Genomic DNA, 18,150 nt, shown 5'->3' with positions numbered 1-18,150 from the left:
GCGGTCGACGCGTGCGCGATGAGTGCTGTGCATCAAATGTCCACCAGCCGAAAAGGACGTGGGTTTCGACGTTCTTAGCGCAGCCGTGGCATGGGCCGATGCCCTGTCAGACACGCCCTAGGTCCGCGTCGTCAGGCGTGGTGCGAGCGGCCGGGTATGGGTGTAACTGAGGCGCGGCCGAACGAGTAGAGCGGAAGGGAAGGCTCTCGCAATCGGAGGTCGGATCGGCGACATTGCTGCGGCCACGGGCTCTTGTAGAGCAGACGATTGCGGAGTTCGGCCGCCGCTGCCGTGACTGCTTCCCCTATTGCTCTGTCCTACTCGTGTAACGGGGCGACTACCATCGTGACCTTCTCGGGTTGGAGTGGGTCAGCACATCGGCGTGGTCTTCGAGCTCGACGGAACTAAGTGGTTGGTCGAGGAGCGCAGTCCCCGATTTGAGCGGCAGAACCCAGACTAGAGCCGGTAATCTGGCAACAAGGAGGCAGGATTGGCCGCAATCTCGGCATGGCGGACAAGCGACGCAGTCACCTTCGACGTGATGCGGGAGTCGGCGACGACCCTGATCGCCCTGTTGCTGCGGTCGGGCGCACAAGATCCGCGAACTGCTGATCACGCGCGAGCTGAGATCGCGGCCTGGCGGACCGATATTCTCACCGTCGACGCGTACGACCGCGCCGCCGTCGCCGCCCTGGCCACACGGATTGAAACCCGCTCCCGCGAACTCGACGGAGAGACTTCTTGAGCGACTGGGAACTTAGCGACGACGAACGCGAGCGGATTCTGCAGCGCGACATCCTGCCGCTCTATTTCGCAACGAAGGTTGCAAGCGATGATCCAACGCTCGTCTTGCTGAGCGGTCAACCGGGGGCTGGCCGGTCTCGGGCGATCGGGCAGATAGCCACAGCACCCGGGGCCTATATCGCCACGCTGAACGGCGAGGATCTTAGAGCGTTCCATCCGCATTTCCTCAAGCTTGTTGCCGCTCGCTCCCCTGAAGCCTCGGCGGTCCTCTCTCGCGCTACGGCTGGATGGGTGCGCGACTGCGTCCGATTCGCCCGCGAGAACCATCGCTCGCTGCTCCTCGAGGGAACATTTCACGATCCTTCGGTCGCCACGGCCACCGCGGCACGGTTCGCGTCAGAAGGATTCACTACGCACATCGTCGTTGTCGCCTCGCGACGCGCCGAGAGCTTGATGTCCGTTGTCTCGCGATACTTGCGCGAGGTGCATGCGGGTACTCCTGCGCAGTACACGAGCCTGGCTACGCATGATCGCGGGTTCACCGCTACGCGATCGCTCGTTGCCACCATCGAAGAGTCGGCATCCGTGGATCGCCTCACAGTGCTCGGACGCAACGGTCGGGTAGCCTTCGACGCGCAGCGTGCGGGGGCCACGGATGCTTTCGCCGGCGCTGGTGCGGCGCTGGCGGCTGCGCAATCTGCCCGAATGATCCGATTCGATGCGACGCAGTGGTTGAGTGAGTTGCACCATGTCACCGACTTCGCGACGTCCAGACGTGATCTGTCGCCCGGCGTGACGGAGTCGCTCGTCGAGCTCCACGCCATCGCGATGGATGAGGTGATTCCGGAACTGCACGTCCCGATGGGCGGGAAGTTCGCGACGGTGATGGAGCAGAAAGTATCCGCGCGCCTCGAACTGCTGCGTCGTTCGTTGCGGACGGAGGAGTCTGTGGATGCTGCGGCGCCGATCTTGGTGCCGGGTGGCCCCGAACGTGGCTGGCTGTCGCGTTGAGGTTCGGGATCGATGTTAGGGAAATCTTGTAGAATCTAGTCGAGTCTAAGATTTCACTAGACAGCACTAGATCTTCCTAGACTTTCCTCGATATCGTCAGCAGGAGGCATCACGTGGATCCCGTACGTAACCCCTACTCACCCGGAGCGGGCCGCAAGCCGGCCGCACTCGTCGGACGCGACGATGCGCTGCAAACGTGGGCGATCGCGTTAAAGCGCGCCGAACTAGGGCGTACCGATCAGCCATTCGTCCTCTACGGGCTGCGCGGCGTAGGGAAGACGGTGCTGCTCTCGGAATTCCGCCGCAACGCCCTCAAGAAGGACTGGATCGTCGCGCAGATCGAAGCCGGGTCGGGCAAGCCACTGCGCGAACTGCTCGGTGAAGCGCTGTACGCGCCTCTCGCCGATCTCGCACGGCCTTCTTCCGGGAAGCGGCTCCTGAAGGCGCTCAAGACCGCGGTCAGCTTCAAGACCTCGTACGACACCACCGGGACGTGGACGTTCGGACTCGACCTCTCCGGCACACCGGGCGGTGGCGCCGACACCGGCATCCTGGACACCGACCTGAAAAAGCTCATCCACGATCTTGCGGACGCTGCCGAGGAAGAAGGCGTCGGCCTGGCAATCCTGGTCGACGAAGCGCAAGACCTCGCCGTCGACGAGCTAGTCACGCTCTGCACGATCGCCCACGCGGCGGCCCAAGACAACTGGCCGGCGCTGTTCGCATTTGCAGGCCTGCCCAGCCTGCCGCGGATCCTCGCCGAAGCGAAGTCGTACGCCGAACGCTTCCAGTACTCGCGGATCCACCAAATCGACGAGAGCGTCGTGGCCGAGGCGTTGACGATTCCCGCCGCGCACGAGGACGCATCCTGGGATGACGATGCCGTCGACGTCGTGGTTGCAGCATCCGGCCGCTACCCGTACTTCATCCAGCAGTACGGACAGGAGACATGGAACGCAGCGCCCGGGTCAACGATCACCGCGCGAGATGCCGAGGTCGGCATCCTCCAGGGAAACAACCAGCTCGACAGTGGATTCTTCCGGGTCCGCTGGGACAGGGCAACGCCATCCGAGCAGCAGTATCTCCGGGCGATGGCCGCCGACGGCGACGAGGGCAGTTCCTCCGGCGAGATCGCGACCCGGCTCGGCAAGAAACCGAAGAGCATCGGCCCCGTCCGTGCCGCGTTGATCAACAAGGGCCTCGTGTTCGCCCCTGAGCACGGCGTCGTCGCCTTCACCGTCCCGGGGATGGCAGCCTTCATCGGACGGCAAGTCGAGCCGTAGGATCCCAGTCTGACCGCTCCTACGGCGGCTTCCTGGTAAGTGGCTACGGACGCGACCGGAGGGGTGCGCAGTGCCGGGACCGTGGAATAGCGGACCGAGCGCAGCGAGGGAGCATATGCCGCGAAAGCCCGGAACGGAGCACCCCGCAGGGAGCTACGATGAGCCACCAGGAAAGACGCTCGCCCGACATCCGCAACCGTCTCGCGCAGGACACATCGCCTCACCCCTCCGCGAGGTCGGCGAGCATCGCGATGAACTCCCGGCGGTTCGCGGTAGGTTCGGTGACCATCACTCGGATCATCGCTCGTAGCTGACTTCGCTGCCCCGCTGGCCGGCCCGCAAGCGGCGCGAGACACCAGTCCACGTCTTCGTCGATCGTGTAGCCGGGCTCCGCTGCTTCCTTGTCGGGATAGTAGGTGAACGAGGAGACCGCGACGCGATAGAGGGTCGCCTCGACGTCGGTTCGGTCGATCGCAGGCACGGCGCTCGTGGGGGTCATCTGCTCATTCCCATCGTCTGGTTCGGTTGCAGCATCGGGTGCGGCGCGGCGGGGTCGAGGTGGTGCGGACGCCGCGGGGGCTCTCGGTACCGGAGTTGATCGTTGACCTGTTTGCCGATCGCATCGAGTCGCTCCTCCTCAATCTCCTTGGCGCTGCGCCGGGGCTTCGGCTTCGGGCCCGGCGGTGTGCGGCCGAGTTCCTTCTCCAGCCGCTCCAGGACCTCCCGCTTATCAGCAAGGATGCTGGCGGCGCGGATCCGCTTGCTCTGCCGTTTGAAGGCGGCCAGGAGTTCGGGCGGAGTTGGCGGCCCTTTCACCATGCGGTTGATCGCGCGCTTGCCCCACACTTGAGCGAAGAACGCGTTCGCGGCCGCATCGTTCGCAGCGATGTCATCCGCAGTGCTGACATGCAAGCGCCGGACCGGCAGCCCCAATTCGCGGCGACGCTTCTCACGGTCGCGCCACGCGGCCTGCTTGGCCAGCTCCTTCTCACGGTTCTCGGCGTACCGGGCACGGCGCCGGGCCTTGATCTCTTCCGCGTTGTCGGCGTAGTACTTGGCCCGCCGTTCGAGTTCGCGGTGCGGATTGGCGCGGTACTTCGCTCTGTTCTTGGCGTTCTCCCGCTCCTTGTGCCCATCTCTCCAGCGCTTCGCCCTCCCCCGCCGCAAGTCCTTGTATCGCTCCGGGTCGCGGGCACGCTGTGCAGCCCGGTACTGACGCTGCTTCTCGAGAAGCTCCTCGCGGTGCTCCGCGTAGTAGTCGCGCGCGTAGGCGCGACGGCTTTCTATTCGAGCTTCCTTCTTGAAATAGAGCTGGTGGTAGGTGTACGCGATCTTCAACCGAATGTCCTCGACCTCGCGTTCGACCCGGTCGAGGGCGTCATCATCGTCGGTCATGGCCTACCTCCCTGGTCAGGCTTGGCGAGCAGATCGGCACTTCATCCGCCGCAGTTCCCCGGAAGTGGACGGCGAGCGCGTCGATGAGATCGGGGCGGAAGCCCGACCAGTGGTGCTCCGGTTCGTCGTCGACGATCACGACCGGCGCCTCGGTGTAGCCGAGTTCTTCGGTGAGGAACTCGCGGATCGCCGCATGGTTGTCGCGGGTGATGTCGAGCACCGTGTGCCCGATGCCGACCGCGGCCAAGCGTCTGCAAGTCAGCGTGCAACGGATGCATGCGGGACCTGTTGAGTAGACGGTCACGGTGGTCATCGCCACACCCCTACCGAATCGACGTTGACCGTCGGTGCCGTAAGTGGATCGTCGGGAACTCGCGCACCTCTTACCGTTGAATGCCGCTGATCTACGTTGACCACGAGGACGCGGTAGCGACGAGACAGCGCCGCGCCGAGCTGCACCATGAATGCGGTCTTGCCGAAGCCGCGCCTCTGGTTCAGGATCGCGATGATGTGCAGGGTGGTATCGGGAGACGAGGGGGCCCGGTCAATGCTCATGGCGCTCGCCCTCTCGCGCCCCCTCTTCGATCCAGGCTTCGATCTCATCGAGCGCGTACACGACGACGCGTCCGAGCTTTCGATAGCGCGGACCCTTCCCCTCGTAGCGCCACATCGCGAGCGTGTTCCTCGTCACGCCGGGAAGGGCTGCCGCGAGCTCGTCTGGACTCAGGAAGACATGGCTCAGCGCGGCAGAGTCGGAGTTCGTCGTTGTTGTCATCGAAAACACCTCGTTCTGCGGATCTGATTTGACGTTTGACAGCAGTACACTCCTAAGATGTATGGTTAGTCAAGAGGTATCTGCGGAATGCGTGTGCGGTAAGGCAAAATAAGGGGGTGAAGGTCGACGTGAAGACACTTGACGGCAAGACGATGTCGACGCAGGACGCCACAGAGCCCGTCGGGTCCGCACTGCGCATTGCCCCCGCGTTCGTCGCGACCGTGATCGATGACACGACGAGTGTTGAGACGACGATCGAGGCGCACTACCTCGCCGAGCGTGGCCGGTACGTGATCACCACGATCCTCAACCGAGCCGTCTCCGCCGAGTTCAACGAGGATCGCCTGAAGCATTCCGCGCCGCAGGCGATCCTGCAGGTCGCGATCCCGCACTGCGTCGCGCTGCAGCTCGATGACAGCCCCGATGCGAAGTGGACGACGGTCGCGGACCTCACCACCGCCGAAGGACGCATTATTCCACCGTGGCTCGCACAGGCTGTAGTGAAGCGCGGCATGAAGGACGAGCGCTGGGAGGTCGTCGAGATCCTCTACGGCACCGCTGCCCTCGCAGATCTCCCGCCCGTGAAACTCATCGCGGTCGAGCTCGACGTCCCCGAGCGCACCGCATCGGATTGGATCCAGAAGGCCCGCGCGGCGGGCTGGCTGGTCGGCATGACGTCTAACGTCGGTCGACCGGCGGGTGGGTAGCGTTCTCGCGTACGTCACGAAAGACGGCCGGCGATACCGCGTTCTCTACCGACGTCCGGACGGATCCCAAGGCCAGAAGCGCGGCTTCACCACGAAGAAGGAAGCTGAGCTCTACCTGGCTCACATCGACACATCGAAAGCTCGTGGCGACTATGTCAACCCGACCGACGCCAAAGTGAGCGTCGTCCGGCTCGGCACGGAATGGTTGAACGACCGCGCCTCCGTGCTGAAGCCCTCGACATACCGATCCGTGGAGTCGGCCTGGCGCATTCACGTCGAGCCGCAGTGGGGAAAGCGTGCGATCGGCAGCATCCGGCATTCCGAGGTGCAGGCATGGGTATCGGCCCTTGCGGCAACGCACAGTGCCACCACCGTGCTGCGCGCGCACGGCATCATCGCCGGCATCCTAGACGCCGCCGTCCGAGATCGCCGCATCACGCAGAATCCGGCCCGTGACCTCCGGCTCCCGAAGAAGACTCGTGGGTCTCGCTCCTATCTGACGCACGAACAAGTCGAAGCGCTCGCATCGACGTCGCTGTATCCGACCATCGTCTACGTCCTCGCCTACACCGGGATACGATGGGGCGAGATGAGTGGACTCCGCGTCAAGAACGTCAACTTCGTTCGCAAACGGATCTTGATCGAGGAGAACGCCGTGCTCGTGAACGCGACCGTCCACGTCGGATCTCCGAAGACCAATGAGACACGTTCTGTTCCGTTCCCGGAGTTCCTCACGACTCCGCTGCGCGTCGCATGCACTGGCAAGTCGCCCGATGATCTCGTCTTCGGCAAGCGTGACGCGCACCATCGCCTGCCTCAGTCGCAGGACGGCTGGTTCGCGGCCGCCGTCAAGCGCGCACGGAAAGTGGACCATACGTTCCCGAAGATCTCTCCGCACGACCTTCGCCACACCGCGGCGAGCCTCGCGATCAGCGCCGGAGCGAACGTGAAGGCCGTGCAGCGGATGCTGGGTCACGCCTCAGCATCGATGACTCTCGACACCTATGCCGATCTCTTCGACGACGATCTTGACCGCGTTTCGGTCGCCCTCGATCAGGCTCGGTCTGACTCAGTTGTTGCCAAAGCGTTGCCACGAGGCGAATTCGGCAAGTGAAAAGCCCCCGAACTTCCGCGTAATTCCGCGGATCTCGGGGGCTTTCTCGGTGGCGGTGACGGTGGGATTTGAACCCACGGTAGGGGGTTACCCTACACAACTTTTCGAGAGTTGCACCTTCGGCCGCTCGGACACGTCACCGCGGAACAGCTTACTTCACCTGCCGCCGACGCGCGAATCCGCCAAACTCAGGCAATGCGTGACATATTACACAGCGCCCGTTAGCGTAGGAGCATGACCGACGTCCTCTCGGATCTCACCCTCGTCAGCGGCCGCAAACTCGGCGATCGCGTGAGCATGGCCGACGCCATCGCGGCGATCTCGGCTGTCCTCCGCGCAGGATTCGATCCGGAAGAAGATCTGCCGCGCACGATTCTCGACGTCCCGAACGGCCAACTCCTGCTGATGCCGTCGGCGGTCGATGGCGCCGCAGGCCAGAAGCTCGCGACCGTCGCCCCCGCGAACCCGGCGCGCGGACTCGAACGCATTCAGGCACTGTACGTCCTGCTCGACGGAGCCACCTTGGCGCCCACCGCCCTGCTGGACGGCACGGCGCTCACAAGCCTGCGCACCCCGGCGGTGTCCGCTGCCGTCGTCGATGTGCTCGCCGGCGCCGATGCCGGTGACCTCGTGGTGTTCGGCACCGGCCCCCAGGCTGTGCGCCATGTTGAGGCACTCGCCGCGATCCGGAACCTGCGGACCGTCCGCATCATCGGGCGTGACGAGTCCCGAACGCGAGCCGCCGTCGATGCCGCACAGCCGTACGCGCCGAACGCCGAGATCAGCACGGGCACCCTCGACGACCTCCGCGCCGCCGACCTGATCGTCTGCGCGACGTCGGCTTCCACTCCCCTGTTCCCATCAGACCTCGTCCGAGACGACGCCACGATCGTGGCGATCGGCTCGCACGAACCCGATCGCTCCGAGCTGGACCCTGTGCTCGTCGGGCGCTCGCAGGTCGTCGTGGAGAGTCGTCGCGTGGCCAGGACCGAAGCGGGCGACGTCATCGGCGCGATCGCCGCAGGAACGTTGCATCCCGACGACCTCGTCACCATGCACGAGTTGTTCACCGGGCAGGTCCAGCCGGCGACCGACCGCCCACGTGTTGTGAAGACCTGCGGCATGGGGTGGCAGGACCTCGTCGTCGCCCGCCTCGCCATCCGATGAAGACGGAGCAGAGAATGCACTGGAACACCGAGGACTGGCACACCGCCGGCGAACCATTCCGCATCGTCGAGGGCGTGCCCACCGACGGCGCCACCGTCGCCGAGCGACGCATCGAGGCCATCAGCGGCCAGGCAGATGCCGTGCGCCGATTCCTGTGCCTCGAACCGCGCGGCCACGACGACATGTACGGCGGCTTCATCACTCCCCCCGACGACGCCGGTGCGGACTTCGGCGTACTGTTCTGGCACAAGGACGGCTTCTCGACGGCGTGCGGTCATGGCACGATCGCGCTCGGCGCCTGGGCGGTGCGCACCGGCCGGGTGCCGTCGGATCCCGACGGCGACACTGTGGTGACCATCGACGTCCCCAGCGGACGTGTCCAGGCGCGCGTGCGCCGCAGCGCCGGACGCATCAAGCAGATCGTGTTCCGCAACGTCGAGTCGAGAGTGCTCGAGAGCGGCATCCCGCTGCACACCTCCCGCGGCGATGTCGAGGTCGATCTGGTCTTCGGCGGCGCTGTCTACGCCACGCTGTCAGCCGGCTCCGTCGGTCTCGACGTCACACCGGCCAACACCACGGCTCTCATCGCGATCGGGCGCGAGATCAAGTGGGCACTGAACGACCATCCGGCAGCCCGGCTCGCCGACTCGCGCCTGTCGGGCGTCTACGGCACGATCCTCTTCGACGATCTCGGCCGCACCTCCGCCGGCCCCTGGCAGCGCAACGTCACCGTCTTCGCCGATGGTGAAGTCGACCGCAGCCCGTGCGGCTCCGGCACCGCCGCGCGCGTGGCGCTGCTCGCGGCATCCGGGGTACTCGCCGACGATGCGGAACTCACCCACGACTCGATCATCGGCACCCGCTTCGTCGGCCGAATCGCCGAACGGACCGCGGCCGGCGTGATTCCCGAGGTCACGGGTCTCGCCCATCGGGTCGGATCGTCATCGTTCGAGCTCGACGACGGCGACCCTCTGCCCCAAGGTTTCAGCCTGCGCTGACCACGCGCAGGATCACGACACACAAGAGCAGAACCGAAGGAGAAGCGGATGCAGGTCGGATCCATCACCATCAGCGGAGCAGAAGTCTGGGACGGCGAGGCATTCGTCGCCAGGGACGTGCACATCGTCGACGGACTCGTCGCCTCGACACCCGGCGACGACGCCGAGACTCTGGATGCCGAGGGCGGCTGGCTGATCCCCGGTCTGATCGACGCGCACTTCCACGCCTACGCGACGAGCATGGACGGCATCGAGAACGAGCGCGGCCCGCTCAGCTATGCCGCGATCAACGGCACGAAGCGGCTCACAGCCGCCCTGCGCCGCGGATTCACCACCGTGCGCGACGTCGCCGGCGGTGACATCGGCTTGGCGCGCGCGATCGACGCCGATCTGTTCCCCTCACCGCGGTACCACTTCACCGGGCCGGCGCTCAGCCAGACCGGAGGGCACGGCGACCCCCGTGCGGCTCACGTCGACGTCTGCTTCGCTCATGGCCACATGTGCGAAGTCGTCGACGGCGTCGATGCGCTGCGACTCGCGGTGCGCAACCGACTCCGCACCGGGGCGCACGCCATCAAGGTGATGGCATCCGGCGGCGTCTTCTCCCTCGCCGATCCGATCCACAACCCGCAGTACTCCGCCGAGGAACTGCGGGCGATCGTCGACGAGGCCACCCGACGCGGCACCTATGTCGCCGCGCACGCCTACTCCTCCGAAGCCGTTCGACACGCCATCGACAACGGCATCCGCTCCATCGAGCACGGCAACCTGATCGATCGGGAGACGGCCGAACTGATGGCGAAGGCCGGAGCCTTCCTGGTGCCCACCCTCGCGGCCTACGACGCGTTGGACCGCCGGGGCGCCGACATCGGGCTGAACGAGACCTCCCTCGCAAAGAACGCCGTCGTGCTCTCGCACGGCCAGGAGGCGGTTCGGCTCGCCCTCGCCGCAGGCGTGCGCGTCGGGTTCGGCACCGACCTCATGGGCGACCTCGAGGACGACCAGCTGGCCGGCGTGCGTCTGCAGATCGAGGCATCCGGCGCTTCGGCGACGCTGCAGTCGATGACCGCGGTGAATGCGGAGCTCATCGGCGACCCGGCGCTGGGCCATCTCCGGACGGGCGCCTACGGCGATGCCGTGCTGCTCTCGCGCAACCCCATCGCCTCCCCCGATGCGCTCTGGGATCAGGAATCCCGGCGAGCGGTACTGCGCGGCGGTCGCGTTCTGAGCTGACCGCCGCGCCCCACGCACTCAGCCGGCGAAGGAGCCCCAACCGGTCGATCCGCCCGCGGCGCTGCGGCGCTGCGGGACGTTCCACGGGTTGTCGTCGCGCAACGGCGCCGGCAGCAGCTCCTGCGGTGCCCCCTGATAGGAGACGCCTCGCAGGAACCGGGTGATGGCGGCCGTGCCGACGCTCGTGTCGTCGGTGGTGGTCGCCGGGTATGGTCCGCCGTGCTGCATCGCGGGCGTCACCGAGACCCCCGTCGGCCAGCCGCCGAACAGCACTCGTCCGCTGGTCTCGGCGAGCGCATCGACGAGAACCTGAAGGGAGCCGTCGGCCAGTTCCTCGGGCCGCGCGTGCACCGTGGAGGTGAGGTTTCCGGGGAACAACTGCTCATGCAGAGCCGGAAGTGCCGCCTGATCCGGGTAGCGCACGATGACTGACAGCGGTCCGAACGACTCCTCCAGGAGAGCCTCACGATTCGCCAGCAGAGCATCGACGTCGACGGTCACCACGGTGGGCGTGGCGAAGGTCTGCCCGCCCTCGTCGGTGCGCACCTCGCCTTCGTTGAGAACGGTCACGCCCTCCGCTCCGAGCACGTCGGCACGACGCTGCGCGAAAGCTCGGCCGATCCCGGGATTCAACAGGCGGTGCTCGACGACACCGGCAGCGGCAGGGGCCACGGCGCCGAGTTCGGCGCCCTCCGGCACGAACAGAAAGCCCGGCTTGGTGCAGAGCTGACCGGCGGAACCGGCCACGGAGGCGACGAATCCGTCGAGCAGTGCGTCATCCGCATATGTCGCGTAGACCGGGTTGACGCTGCCGAGCTCGCCATAGAAAGGAATCGGCACGGCGCGGGATGCCGCGATGTCGGCGAGGAGACGACCGACATGGGTGGAGCCGGTGAAGGACGCTGCCCGGATGCGCTCGTCCTTCAGAAGTTCGACGCCGTTCTCCTGCCCCTCGATGAGCTGGAAGACACCATCGGGCATTCCCGCGGCGCGGAGCGCCTCGACGACCACCTGCGCGGTGCGACGCGACAGCTCCAGGTGCCCGGAGTGCGCCTTGACCACGAGCGGGCAGCCCGCGGCGAGCGCAGCAGCCGAGTCACCGCCGGCGACGGAGAAGGCGAACGGGAAGTTGGATGCCGCGAAGTTCAGCACCGGGCCGACCGGTTCCAGCATCCGCCTGATATCAGGGCGCGGGCCGATCACGTACTCCGGGTCGGCCGCATCGATGCGCACGTCGAGGTAGGCGCCGTCGACGATCTCGTCGGCGAAGAGCCGCAGTTGCCAGGACGTGCGCCGCACCTCGCCGGTGAGGCGGGCCGCGGAGAGACCCGTCTCGCGCATGGCGATCGCGATGAGCTCTTCCGCCGCGGCATCGAGTGCGTCGGCGACGGCGACCAGCGCTGCACCGCGCTCGCGCGGGCTGGTGCGCGCGAAAGCACGTGCGGCGCCTGCTGCGGCCTCGGCCACATCGGTGAGCGGACGGGTGGCGTTCACAGTGGTGTTGGTCACGTTTCCTCCATTAGAAGATGAACCCCTCGGGGAACGGATCGCTCTCATCGAGCAGGTACTGACCGAGCCCGGTGATCCAGGCCCGCCCGGTGATGGTGGGGATGATGGCCGCGCGGTCGCCGACTGTCGTCTCGCCGATGATCCGCCCGATGAACTCGGTGCCGATGAACGATTCGTTCACGAACGGCGTGTCCAGGGCGATTTCGCCGCGTGCGTGCAGCTCGGCCATCCGCGCGCTGGTGCCCGTGCCGCACGGCGAGCGGTCGAACCAGCCCGGATGGATCGCCATCGCGTGGCGGGAACGTACGGCATCCGATCCCGGCGCGATGAACTCGACGTGATGCACGTGGTTCGCCCCGGAGAGCGTCGGATGCACCGGCGGCGCCTGCTCGTTGATCGCGTCCATGATCGCGAGGCCGGCCTTGACGATGTCGTCCTTCCTGGCACGATCGAACGGAAGCCCCACCTGCTCGAGCTCGACCAGGGCGTAGTAGTTGCCGCCGAAGGCCACGGAGTACTCGATCTCGCCGATTCCGGGAACCTCGATGCGCTGATCGAGCCGATCGACGAAGCTCGGCACGTTCTCGATGGTCACATCGACCGCGCGGCCGTCCTCGACTCTGACCCGGGCGATGACGAGGCCAGCCGGAACGTCGAGCCGGATCTCCGTGATCGGTTCGGTGACCTCGACCATTCCGGTCTCCACCAGCACGGTGGCGACGCCGATGGTGCCGTGCCCGCACATCGGCAGGAATCCGGATGCCTCGATGAACACGACGCCCCAGTCGGCATCGTCGCGCGCCGGCGGCTGCAGCAGAGCACCGGACATCGATGCATGGCCGCGCGGCTCGTTCATCAGGAAGCCCCGAAGACCGTCGAGGTGCTCCATGGCGTACAGCCGGCGGTCGTTCATGGTGGCGCCGGGGATCTGGCCGACGCCCCCGGTGACGACCCGTGTCGGCATGCCCTCGGTATGGGAGTCGACCGCTTGGATCACCCGGCGCCCGCGCATCAGACGACCGCCGCCGTGCGGGCCGAGAGCGCGGCCAGAGCCCGCTCGGTGTCAGCGGTGACCTGGGCACGCTGCTCGGCGGAGAGCGGACCGCGCGGCGGACGGGTGGGTCCGCCGTAGGAGTTGCCGCAGATGTCCATCGACAGCTTGATCGCCTGCACGAACTCGGTGCGCGAATCCCAGCGGAAGACGGCGACGAGCTGCTCGTAGAGCGCCTTCGCCTCGTGCCAGTGCCCGTCCTTGCAGAGGTTGTACAGCTCGACGGCCTCCCGCGGGAATGCGTTCGGGTACCCGGCGAACCAGCCGACGGCGCCGTTGACCATGAGCTCGAAGAGCACATCGTCTGCACCGGCGATGACGTCGATGTCGCACAGCTCCTTGATCTCGTAGACCCGGCGCACATCACCCGAGAACTCCTTGATCGCGACGACTTCAGGGATCTCGGCGAGCTTCGCGACGAGCGAGGGAACCAGGTCGACCTTGGTGTCGAACGGGTTGTTGTACGCCATGATCGGCAGGCCCGCCTTGGCGACCTCCTGGAAGTGAGCGATCACCTCGCCCTCGTTGGCGCGGTACATGGTCGGCGGCAGCAGCAGCACACCGTCGGCGCCGTCTTCGCGCGCGATCTCGGCCCACTTCCTGGCCTGGTGACTTCCGACGCCGTGCGCCCCGGCGATGACGATGCCGCGCCCGTCGACGGCTTCGACGGCGACCTGGATCACCCGTCGGCGCTCCTCGTCGGTGAGGGAGGAGTACTCCCCCAGCGACCCGTTCGGGCCGACGCCGTGGCATCCGTTCGACATCAGGAAATCGACGTGCTCGGCGAACCGGTCGTAGTCGACCGCGAGGCCGGCCGGTGCGGATGCGTCTTCCTTGAATGCGAGGGTGGTGGCGACGACGACGCCACCGAGGTCCATAGTTCCGGTCATCAGAGTTCCATTCTCTTGTGGATGTTCGTGTTGTGTCAGGTCACGCGCGATCGCGTGCGGGAGCAGGAGCGTTCTCGATCGACGCCTCGTCGCGCATCGAGCGAGTATGCGTCTCCGGCATGCCGGAGATCACGATGAGGGCGAGTACGGTGACGGCGACGACGTACCAGGCGGGCGCGATCGTCGAACCGGTCACGCCGATGAGCCAGATGGCCAGCAACGGGGCGGTGCCGCCGAAGATCGTGAACGCGAGGTTGTAGCTGATCGACGCACCGGTGTACCGGACGCGAGCGGGGAAGAGCTCGACGAACGCCGGACCGGCAGGCCCGAAGAAGAGACCGAGCGCGAGACCCAGCAGCCCCTGGCTCGCGATCGCGGCTCCGAGGGTGCCGGTGGAGACGAGCAGGTACGCAGGGACGGCGATGAGCGCTCCGAAGGTGCCCGCGATCAGCAGCATGCGGCGTCGCCCGATCCGATCGGAGATCGCGGCCGAGATCGGCACCATGACGAAGGTGATCAGCAGCGCGATGCTGTTCGACAGGAGCGCTTCAGACGAGGGCAGGCCGATCGTCACCGTCATGAACGAGTAGAAGTACCCCGTGAGCGAGTAGTAGCCGAGGCTCGCGACCGCGGCGATGCTGAAGCAGGTGAGCATATTGCGCCACTGCTCGCGGAAGACGGTGCGGATCGGCGCGGACTCGACCTGGCGCGTCTCGCGCATCTCGGTGAACGCCGGCGACTCGTCGACCCGGCTCCGGATGTAGAGGCCGACGATCGCGAGCGGGGCGCCGAGGAGGAAGGGGATGCGCCATCCCCAGCTCTCGTAGGCTTCGACGGGCAGCGCGGTGGTGAGGAAGAGCACCAGCAGCGCGGCGACGACCGGGGGCAGGTTCGACCAGGTGTACACCAGGCCGACGTTGCGCCCGCGGGTACGGATCGGCGAGTGCTCGGACACGAACGAGTTCGAGCCGATCGTCTCGCCCGCGGCCGAGAGACCCTGCACCATCCGGAGCACGATGAGCAGCAGCGGCGCGAAGACACCGATCACCGCGTAGGTCGGCAGAAGCCCGATGAGCATCGTCGAAAGCCCCATGATCAGGATGACCGCGGCGAGCACGCGCTTGCGGCCGAACCTGTCGCCGAGGTTTCCGAGCAGGAATGCACCGATCGGACGGGCGACGAAACCGACGGCGTAGATGGCGAACACGGAGAGCAGCGCAGCAGCCGGATCGCTGTTCGGGAAGAACTGGCTCGCGATCACCGGGGCGGCGTACGCGTAGACCGCGAAGTCGAACCACTCGACGAAATGCCCGATCGCGGAGGCGGTCATCACCTTGCGGACGCGACGGACAGACTCGGCAGAACTCTCGGTGTCCGCCGTGCCGGGCGGTGGGGGGCTTGCGGTTCTCTGCGACATGGGTCGTCTCCTTTGACGGGGGTAATGTGTAACATATTACTCATCCCGGTCGAGCGATTGCAAGGACCGATCGTCGAGTTTCGGCGTCAGTCGCCCGACTGTCCGGCCAGCTCGCCCAGTCGGATCGGGGCGAGGATCGGCCTGCGGTCGAATCCGGATGGCCGCCCGCCCGCCTGCGCCATGATCTCCTCCACCGCATGCCCGCATGTGCGCCCCTGGCACGGGCCGAGACCGGCACGGCTGGCGAGCTTCATGGCGCGCATCGGCGCGTGGGAGCTCTGCTCGATCGCCTGCTTCGCGACCCCCTCGCATCGACAGACGACGGTGTCGTCGTCGAGCCAGTCCGTCCACCCCTGTCGGATGCCGTGCGCTCGTTCGAGCCGGGCGGCGAACGCCCGCATCCGGCGCCTGACCGCGAGCGGCCCCCGCAGCCGGCTGTCGTCGATCGAGCCGCCCGCTGCGAGGAATCCGGCGATCGCACCCTCGGCGAGTGCCGCGTCCGCTCCACCGATACCCGTCACCTCGCCGGCGGCGAACACCAGCGGATTGCTCGTGCGTTGCTCGTCGTCGACCGCGACGAACCGCGCTCCGCGCTCGCCCACGATCGCGCATCCCAGAGAGAGGGCAGCCTCCAGACGCGGAGTGAAGCCGTGTCCGAGCGCGACCGCATCGCAGACGATCTCCCGCTCGGTGCCGGGGATCGGTCGCCAGGCGGCATCCAGCGACGCGACCACTGCGGCCTCCACTCTGCTCTCGCCGAGAACGCGCACCACCGCACTGCCTGGACGATAGGGGATGCGGTGCCGGGCGAGGGCGGCGACGTACTCGACGAGCTCGCCCGCCTTGCCTGCGAGCTGCCACGGCCGCGGCAGCCATCCCGCGGCGAGCGCGCGAACCGTTGATGCCTCGTGCACGCCCACGACCTGCGAACCCGTCAGTGCGAGCGACTGCGCGACGGGGAGCAGGAACGGACCCGAGCCGCTCACGATCGTCCGGCGCCCGACAGTGACTCCGTCGCGCTTTGCGAGCGCCTGCGCCGCACCGGCGGTCGTGACGCCGGGCAGGGTCCACCCCGGCACCGGCAGCGCCAGGTCGTGCGCACCGGTCGCCACGACAACGGCATCCGCCTCGATGGCGAGCGAGCGCCGAGAGGGTCCGTCGGCGCTTCCGGCGAATGCACGCAGCGTGACGGATGCCGCGACGTCCGCCGACCAGACGCTGGCCCCCGTGTGCACGGTCGCCCGCGCGAGTGCTCCGCGAAGCCGGTCGAACCGCGCCCGCCCGTGCGTCAGCCGAGGATCGGTGATCGTGTCGTGATGCCGCCAGAACTGCCCACCGAGACCGGCTCCCTCATCGACAAGGGTGACCTCGGCGCCCAGCGCCAGCGCCGCCTGGGCCGCGGCAAGACCGGCGGGTCCTCCGCCGAGAACAGCCACCCGCCTCATGCCCGCACCTCGCGCTCGATCACGTCGCCGTCGGCCGCCGCCCGCTGACACGCCCGCACACCGGACAACCCGTTCACGGTGACGAGACAGTCGTGGCAGACGCCGATTCCGCAGAAGACGCCGCGCTCTCCGGTCTGGGCGGTGCGCCATGCGATGCGTCCGGCACCGATCAGCACCCCCGCGATCGTCTGACCGTCGCGGCCCTCGAAGCGCTCGTCGTCGACGGTGATGCGGATCATGGGGTCTCCTGCAGGCTGGCTCGACCCGGGAGGAACGGGCCGGGATCGAGATCGGTGTCCGTGCCGAGCACGGCGTGGGAGATGAGTGCGGCCGTCGCCGGTGCCAGCCCGATTCCGGCCCCCTCATGGCCTGTCGCGTGGAAGAGACCGTCCACGAGCGGGTCGGCGCCGACGACCGGCAGGTGATCCGGTGCGTACGGGCGGAAGCCGAAGTAGCTGCGCAGCAGCGTGGTCTCCGCCAGGAACGGGAACAGACGGATCGCCTTCGCCGCGATTGCCGCAGAAGGACCGGTGCCCGGATGCTCGTCGAAGCCGACGCGCTCCCGACTCGACCCGATCAGAACGGTCCCGCCCGGGGTGGACTCGACCACCGTCGACGTCTGCAGCGCAGCGTTCCCCGAGCCCACCGCTCCGACGTAGTCGCTGTCGTACACCTTGTGGAAGACCCGCTGCGGCATCGGTGTGGTGACCAGGATCACGCCGCGCCGGGGCCGGATATCCAGTCGTGCGCCAAGCCGCGCCGCGACCTCGCCGGACCACGGTCCAGCGCAGTTCACCACGGCATCGGCTTCGATCGGACCGGCATCCGTCTCGACACCGCCCAGGCGACCGTCGTGCATCAGGCCGCTGACGACCTCGGCGATCCGCAGTCGCGCGCCGCGGCGCAGCGCTGTCGCGAGTAAAGCCTGCGTCGCCGTCGAGGGCTGCAGCTGCGCATCATCGGGGTAGTGCATGGCGAGGGCGACGTCGGGGGCGAGATGCGGTTCGGCGGCCCGCAGTGCGGCCGCATCCAGAGCCACCGCGCGGATTCCGATGTCGCGCTGCGCAGCGGCGAATCCCTCGAGCGCTCCCTCTCCCCCCGGAAAGGCGACCACGATTCCGCCCTTGGCCTCGAACTCCGTCCCGGGCTGCCCCGGGGGACGATCCGTATCGAGGCGCGCAGCGAGCCCGCGCCACATCTCGTTCGATGCGATCGCGAGATCGGCCTCGGGGCCGGGTTCCTTGTCGCTGACGAGCAGGTTCCCCTCGCAGCGGCTCGACGTCTCCGCGGCGACACCGGTTCGGTCGATGACGACGACCTCCGCGCCGCGCTCGGTGAGCTCCAGTGCGCACGCCGCACCGACGATGCCCGCGCCGATCACGACGATCCGCACAGCGCGCTCCTCTTCTTC

The 18,150-nt window shown here is 67.2% G+C and carries 20 protein-coding genes and 1 tRNA gene; 8 read left to right on the top strand and 13 right to left on the bottom strand.

All coding sequences use genetic code 11. The annotated features are described in order from the left end of the window. Positions 1-490: 490 nt before the first annotated feature. The 3 genes from LTA6_RS09415 to LTA6_RS09405 all read left to right on the top strand — a co-directional run bounded on the left by LTA6_RS09415 (position 491) and on the right by LTA6_RS09405 (position 3,038). Entirely contained in the window at positions 491-745 is a 255-nt protein-coding gene (locus LTA6_RS09415; RefSeq protein WP_363548823.1) for a hypothetical protein, read from the top strand. Then, on the top strand, positions 742-1,755 hold the full coding sequence (locus tag LTA6_RS09410; RefSeq protein WP_363548825.1) for a zeta toxin family protein: 1,014 nt from the start codon (positions 742-744) through the stop codon (positions 1,753-1,755). Before LTA6_RS09415 ends, LTA6_RS09410 begins: the two co-directional genes overlap by 4 nt. 113 nt (positions 1,756-1,868) lie before the next feature. Further along, positions 1,869-3,038, top strand: a complete 1,170-nt coding sequence (locus LTA6_RS09405; RefSeq protein WP_363548827.1) for an ATP-binding protein — start codon at positions 1,869-1,871, stop codon at positions 3,036-3,038. Positions 3,039-3,258: 220 nt separating this feature from the next. On the opposite strand, the gene LTA6_RS09400 is transcribed toward LTA6_RS09405, so the two are convergent. From LTA6_RS09400 to LTA6_RS09380, 5 genes are read right to left on the bottom strand one after another with little or no spacing between them, the layout of a single operon-like run. After that, positions 3,259-3,537, bottom strand: a complete 279-nt coding sequence (locus tag LTA6_RS09400) for a hypothetical protein (RefSeq protein ID WP_363548829.1) — start codon at positions 3,535-3,537, stop codon at positions 3,259-3,261. Then, positions 3,534-4,433, bottom strand: a complete 900-nt coding sequence (locus LTA6_RS09395; protein ID WP_363548831.1) for a hypothetical protein — start codon at positions 4,431-4,433, stop codon at positions 3,534-3,536. Before LTA6_RS09395 ends, LTA6_RS09400 begins: the two co-directional genes overlap by 4 nt. Next, the gene (locus tag LTA6_RS09390) at positions 4,420-4,746 is read right to left on the bottom strand and encodes a glutaredoxin family protein (protein ID WP_363548833.1); all 327 of its coding nucleotides are present in this window, start codon (positions 4,744-4,746) and stop codon (positions 4,420-4,422) included. The genes LTA6_RS09395 and LTA6_RS09390 overlap by 14 nt, the downstream gene beginning before the upstream one ends. Further along, complete coding sequence (locus LTA6_RS09385) at positions 4,743-4,988, bottom strand: AAA family ATPase (protein ID WP_341977763.1); 246 nt, start codon at positions 4,986-4,988, stop codon at positions 4,743-4,745. The genes LTA6_RS09390 and LTA6_RS09385 overlap by 4 nt, the downstream gene beginning before the upstream one ends. Further along, a complete protein-coding gene (locus tag LTA6_RS09380; RefSeq protein WP_341977761.1) occupies positions 4,978-5,208 on the bottom strand; it encodes a helix-turn-helix domain-containing protein in 231 nt (76 codons plus the stop codon). Before LTA6_RS09380 ends, LTA6_RS09385 begins: the two co-directional genes overlap by 11 nt. Positions 5,209-5,336: 128 nt before the next feature. On the opposite strand from LTA6_RS09380, the gene LTA6_RS09375 reads away from it, so the two are divergent. After that, complete coding sequence (locus LTA6_RS09375; RefSeq protein ID WP_341977759.1) at positions 5,337-5,915, top strand: hypothetical protein; 579 nt, start codon at positions 5,337-5,339, stop codon at positions 5,913-5,915. Beyond that, positions 5,908-7,029 (top strand): tyrosine-type recombinase/integrase, encoded by a 1,122-nt coding sequence (locus LTA6_RS09370; protein ID WP_341977757.1) that lies wholly within the window; start codon positions 5,908-5,910, stop codon positions 7,027-7,029. Before LTA6_RS09375 ends, LTA6_RS09370 begins: the two co-directional genes overlap by 8 nt. A 50-nt stretch (positions 7,030-7,079) precedes the next feature. Here LTA6_RS09370 and LTA6_RS09365 read toward each other — a convergent pair. Then, a tRNA-Ser gene (locus LTA6_RS09365) sits at positions 7,080-7,170 on the bottom strand. A 93-nt stretch (positions 7,171-7,263) separates the two neighbouring features. On the opposite strand from LTA6_RS09365, the gene LTA6_RS09360 reads away from it, so the two are divergent. Genes LTA6_RS09360 through LTA6_RS09350 form a run of 3 tightly spaced genes read left to right on the top strand, consistent with a single transcriptional unit; the run spans position 7,264 to position 10,427 of the window. Next, positions 7,264-8,196, top strand: coding sequence for an ornithine cyclodeaminase family protein (locus LTA6_RS09360; RefSeq protein WP_341977755.1), 933 nt, complete (start codon positions 7,264-7,266; stop codon positions 8,194-8,196). Positions 8,197-8,210: 14 nt separating this feature from the next. Continuing rightward, the gene (locus tag LTA6_RS09355; RefSeq protein WP_341977753.1) at positions 8,211-9,194 is read left to right on the top strand and encodes a proline racemase family protein; all 984 of its coding nucleotides are present in this window, start codon (positions 8,211-8,213) and stop codon (positions 9,192-9,194) included. A gap of 48 nt (positions 9,195-9,242) precedes the next feature. Next, positions 9,243-10,427, top strand: coding sequence for an amidohydrolase family protein (locus LTA6_RS09350; protein WP_341977751.1), 1,185 nt, complete (start codon positions 9,243-9,245; stop codon positions 10,425-10,427). Positions 10,428-10,445: 18 nt separating this feature from the next. On the opposite strand, the gene LTA6_RS09345 is transcribed toward LTA6_RS09350, so the two are convergent. The 7 genes from LTA6_RS09345 to LTA6_RS09315 form a co-directional block, all read right to left on the bottom strand. Then, positions 10,446-11,984, bottom strand: coding sequence for an aldehyde dehydrogenase family protein (locus LTA6_RS09345; protein ID WP_407357732.1), 1,539 nt, complete (start codon positions 11,982-11,984; stop codon positions 10,446-10,448). After that, the gene (locus LTA6_RS09340; protein WP_341977746.1) at positions 11,947-12,948 is read right to left on the bottom strand and encodes a proline racemase family protein; all 1,002 of its coding nucleotides are present in this window, start codon (positions 12,946-12,948) and stop codon (positions 11,947-11,949) included. Before LTA6_RS09340 ends, LTA6_RS09345 begins: the two co-directional genes overlap by 38 nt. After that, the gene (locus tag LTA6_RS09335; RefSeq protein WP_407359265.1) at positions 12,948-13,880 is read right to left on the bottom strand and encodes a dihydrodipicolinate synthase family protein; all 933 of its coding nucleotides are present in this window, start codon (positions 13,878-13,880) and stop codon (positions 12,948-12,950) included. The genes LTA6_RS09340 and LTA6_RS09335 overlap by 1 nt, the downstream gene beginning before the upstream one ends. A gap of 37 nt (positions 13,881-13,917) precedes the next feature. After that, complete coding sequence (locus tag LTA6_RS09330) at positions 13,918-15,294, bottom strand: MFS transporter (protein WP_407357731.1); 1,377 nt, start codon at positions 15,292-15,294, stop codon at positions 13,918-13,920. A gap of 86 nt (positions 15,295-15,380) precedes the next feature. Further along, positions 15,381-16,739 (bottom strand): FAD-dependent oxidoreductase, encoded by a 1,359-nt coding sequence (locus tag LTA6_RS09325; RefSeq protein ID WP_407357730.1) that lies wholly within the window; start codon positions 16,737-16,739, stop codon positions 15,381-15,383. Next, entirely contained in the window at positions 16,736-16,978 is a 243-nt protein-coding gene (locus LTA6_RS09320; RefSeq protein WP_407357729.1) for a (2Fe-2S)-binding protein, read from the bottom strand. The genes LTA6_RS09325 and LTA6_RS09320 overlap by 4 nt, the downstream gene beginning before the upstream one ends. Beyond that, the gene (locus tag LTA6_RS09315; protein ID WP_407357728.1) at positions 16,975-18,132 is read right to left on the bottom strand and encodes an NAD(P)/FAD-dependent oxidoreductase; all 1,158 of its coding nucleotides are present in this window, start codon (positions 18,130-18,132) and stop codon (positions 16,975-16,977) included. The genes LTA6_RS09320 and LTA6_RS09315 overlap by 4 nt, the downstream gene beginning before the upstream one ends. Positions 18,133-18,150 lie beyond the last annotated feature (18 nt).

The organism is Microbacterium sp. LTA6 (genome assembly GCF_045690355.1).
Lineage (GTDB): Bacteria > Actinomycetota > Actinomycetes > Actinomycetales > Microbacteriaceae > Microbacterium.
The sequence above is the reverse complement of the archived record's forward strand: the minus strand, read 5'-3'. Positions and strand labels throughout refer to the sequence as shown.

Bases quoted from the DNA above. Each gene is read 5' to 3' on its own strand.
- LTA6_RS09400 (WP_363548829.1), bottom strand. From the start codon at position 3,537: ATGACCCCCACGAGCGCCGTGCCTGCGATCGACCGAACCGACGTCGAG.
- LTA6_RS09395 (WP_363548831.1), bottom strand. From the start codon at position 4,433: ATGACCGACGATGATGACGCCCTCGACCGGGTCGAACGCGAGGTCGAG.
- LTA6_RS09390 (WP_363548833.1), bottom strand. From the start codon at position 4,746: ATGACCACCGTGACCGTCTACTCAACAGGTCCCGCATGCATCCGTTGC.
- LTA6_RS09385 (WP_341977763.1), bottom strand. From the start codon at position 4,988: ATGAGCATTGACCGGGCCCCCTCGTCTCCCGATACCACCCTGCACATC.
- LTA6_RS09380 (WP_341977761.1), bottom strand. From the start codon at position 5,208: ATGACAACAACGACGAACTCCGACTCTGCCGCGCTGAGCCATGTCTTC.
- LTA6_RS09360 (WP_341977755.1), top strand. From the start codon at position 7,264: ATGACCGACGTCCTCTCGGATCTCACCCTCGTCAGCGGCCGCAAACTC.
- LTA6_RS09355 (WP_341977753.1), top strand. From the start codon at position 8,211: ATGCACTGGAACACCGAGGACTGGCACACCGCCGGCGAACCATTCCGC.
- LTA6_RS09350 (WP_341977751.1), top strand. From the start codon at position 9,243: ATGCAGGTCGGATCCATCACCATCAGCGGAGCAGAAGTCTGGGACGGC.
- LTA6_RS09345 (WP_407357732.1), bottom strand. From the start codon at position 11,984: ATGAGAGCGATCCGTTCCCCGAGGGGTTCATCTTCTAATGGAGGAAAC.
- LTA6_RS09340 (WP_341977746.1), bottom strand. From the start codon at position 12,948: ATGCGCGGGCGCCGGGTGATCCAAGCGGTCGACTCCCATACCGAGGGC.
- LTA6_RS09330 (WP_407357731.1), bottom strand. From the start codon at position 15,294: ATGTCGCAGAGAACCGCAAGCCCCCCACCGCCCGGCACGGCGGACACC.
- LTA6_RS09325 (WP_407357730.1), bottom strand. From the start codon at position 16,739: ATGAGGCGGGTGGCTGTTCTCGGCGGAGGACCCGCCGGTCTTGCCGCG.
- LTA6_RS09320 (WP_407357729.1), bottom strand. From the start codon at position 16,978: ATGATCCGCATCACCGTCGACGACGAGCGCTTCGAGGGCCGCGACGGT.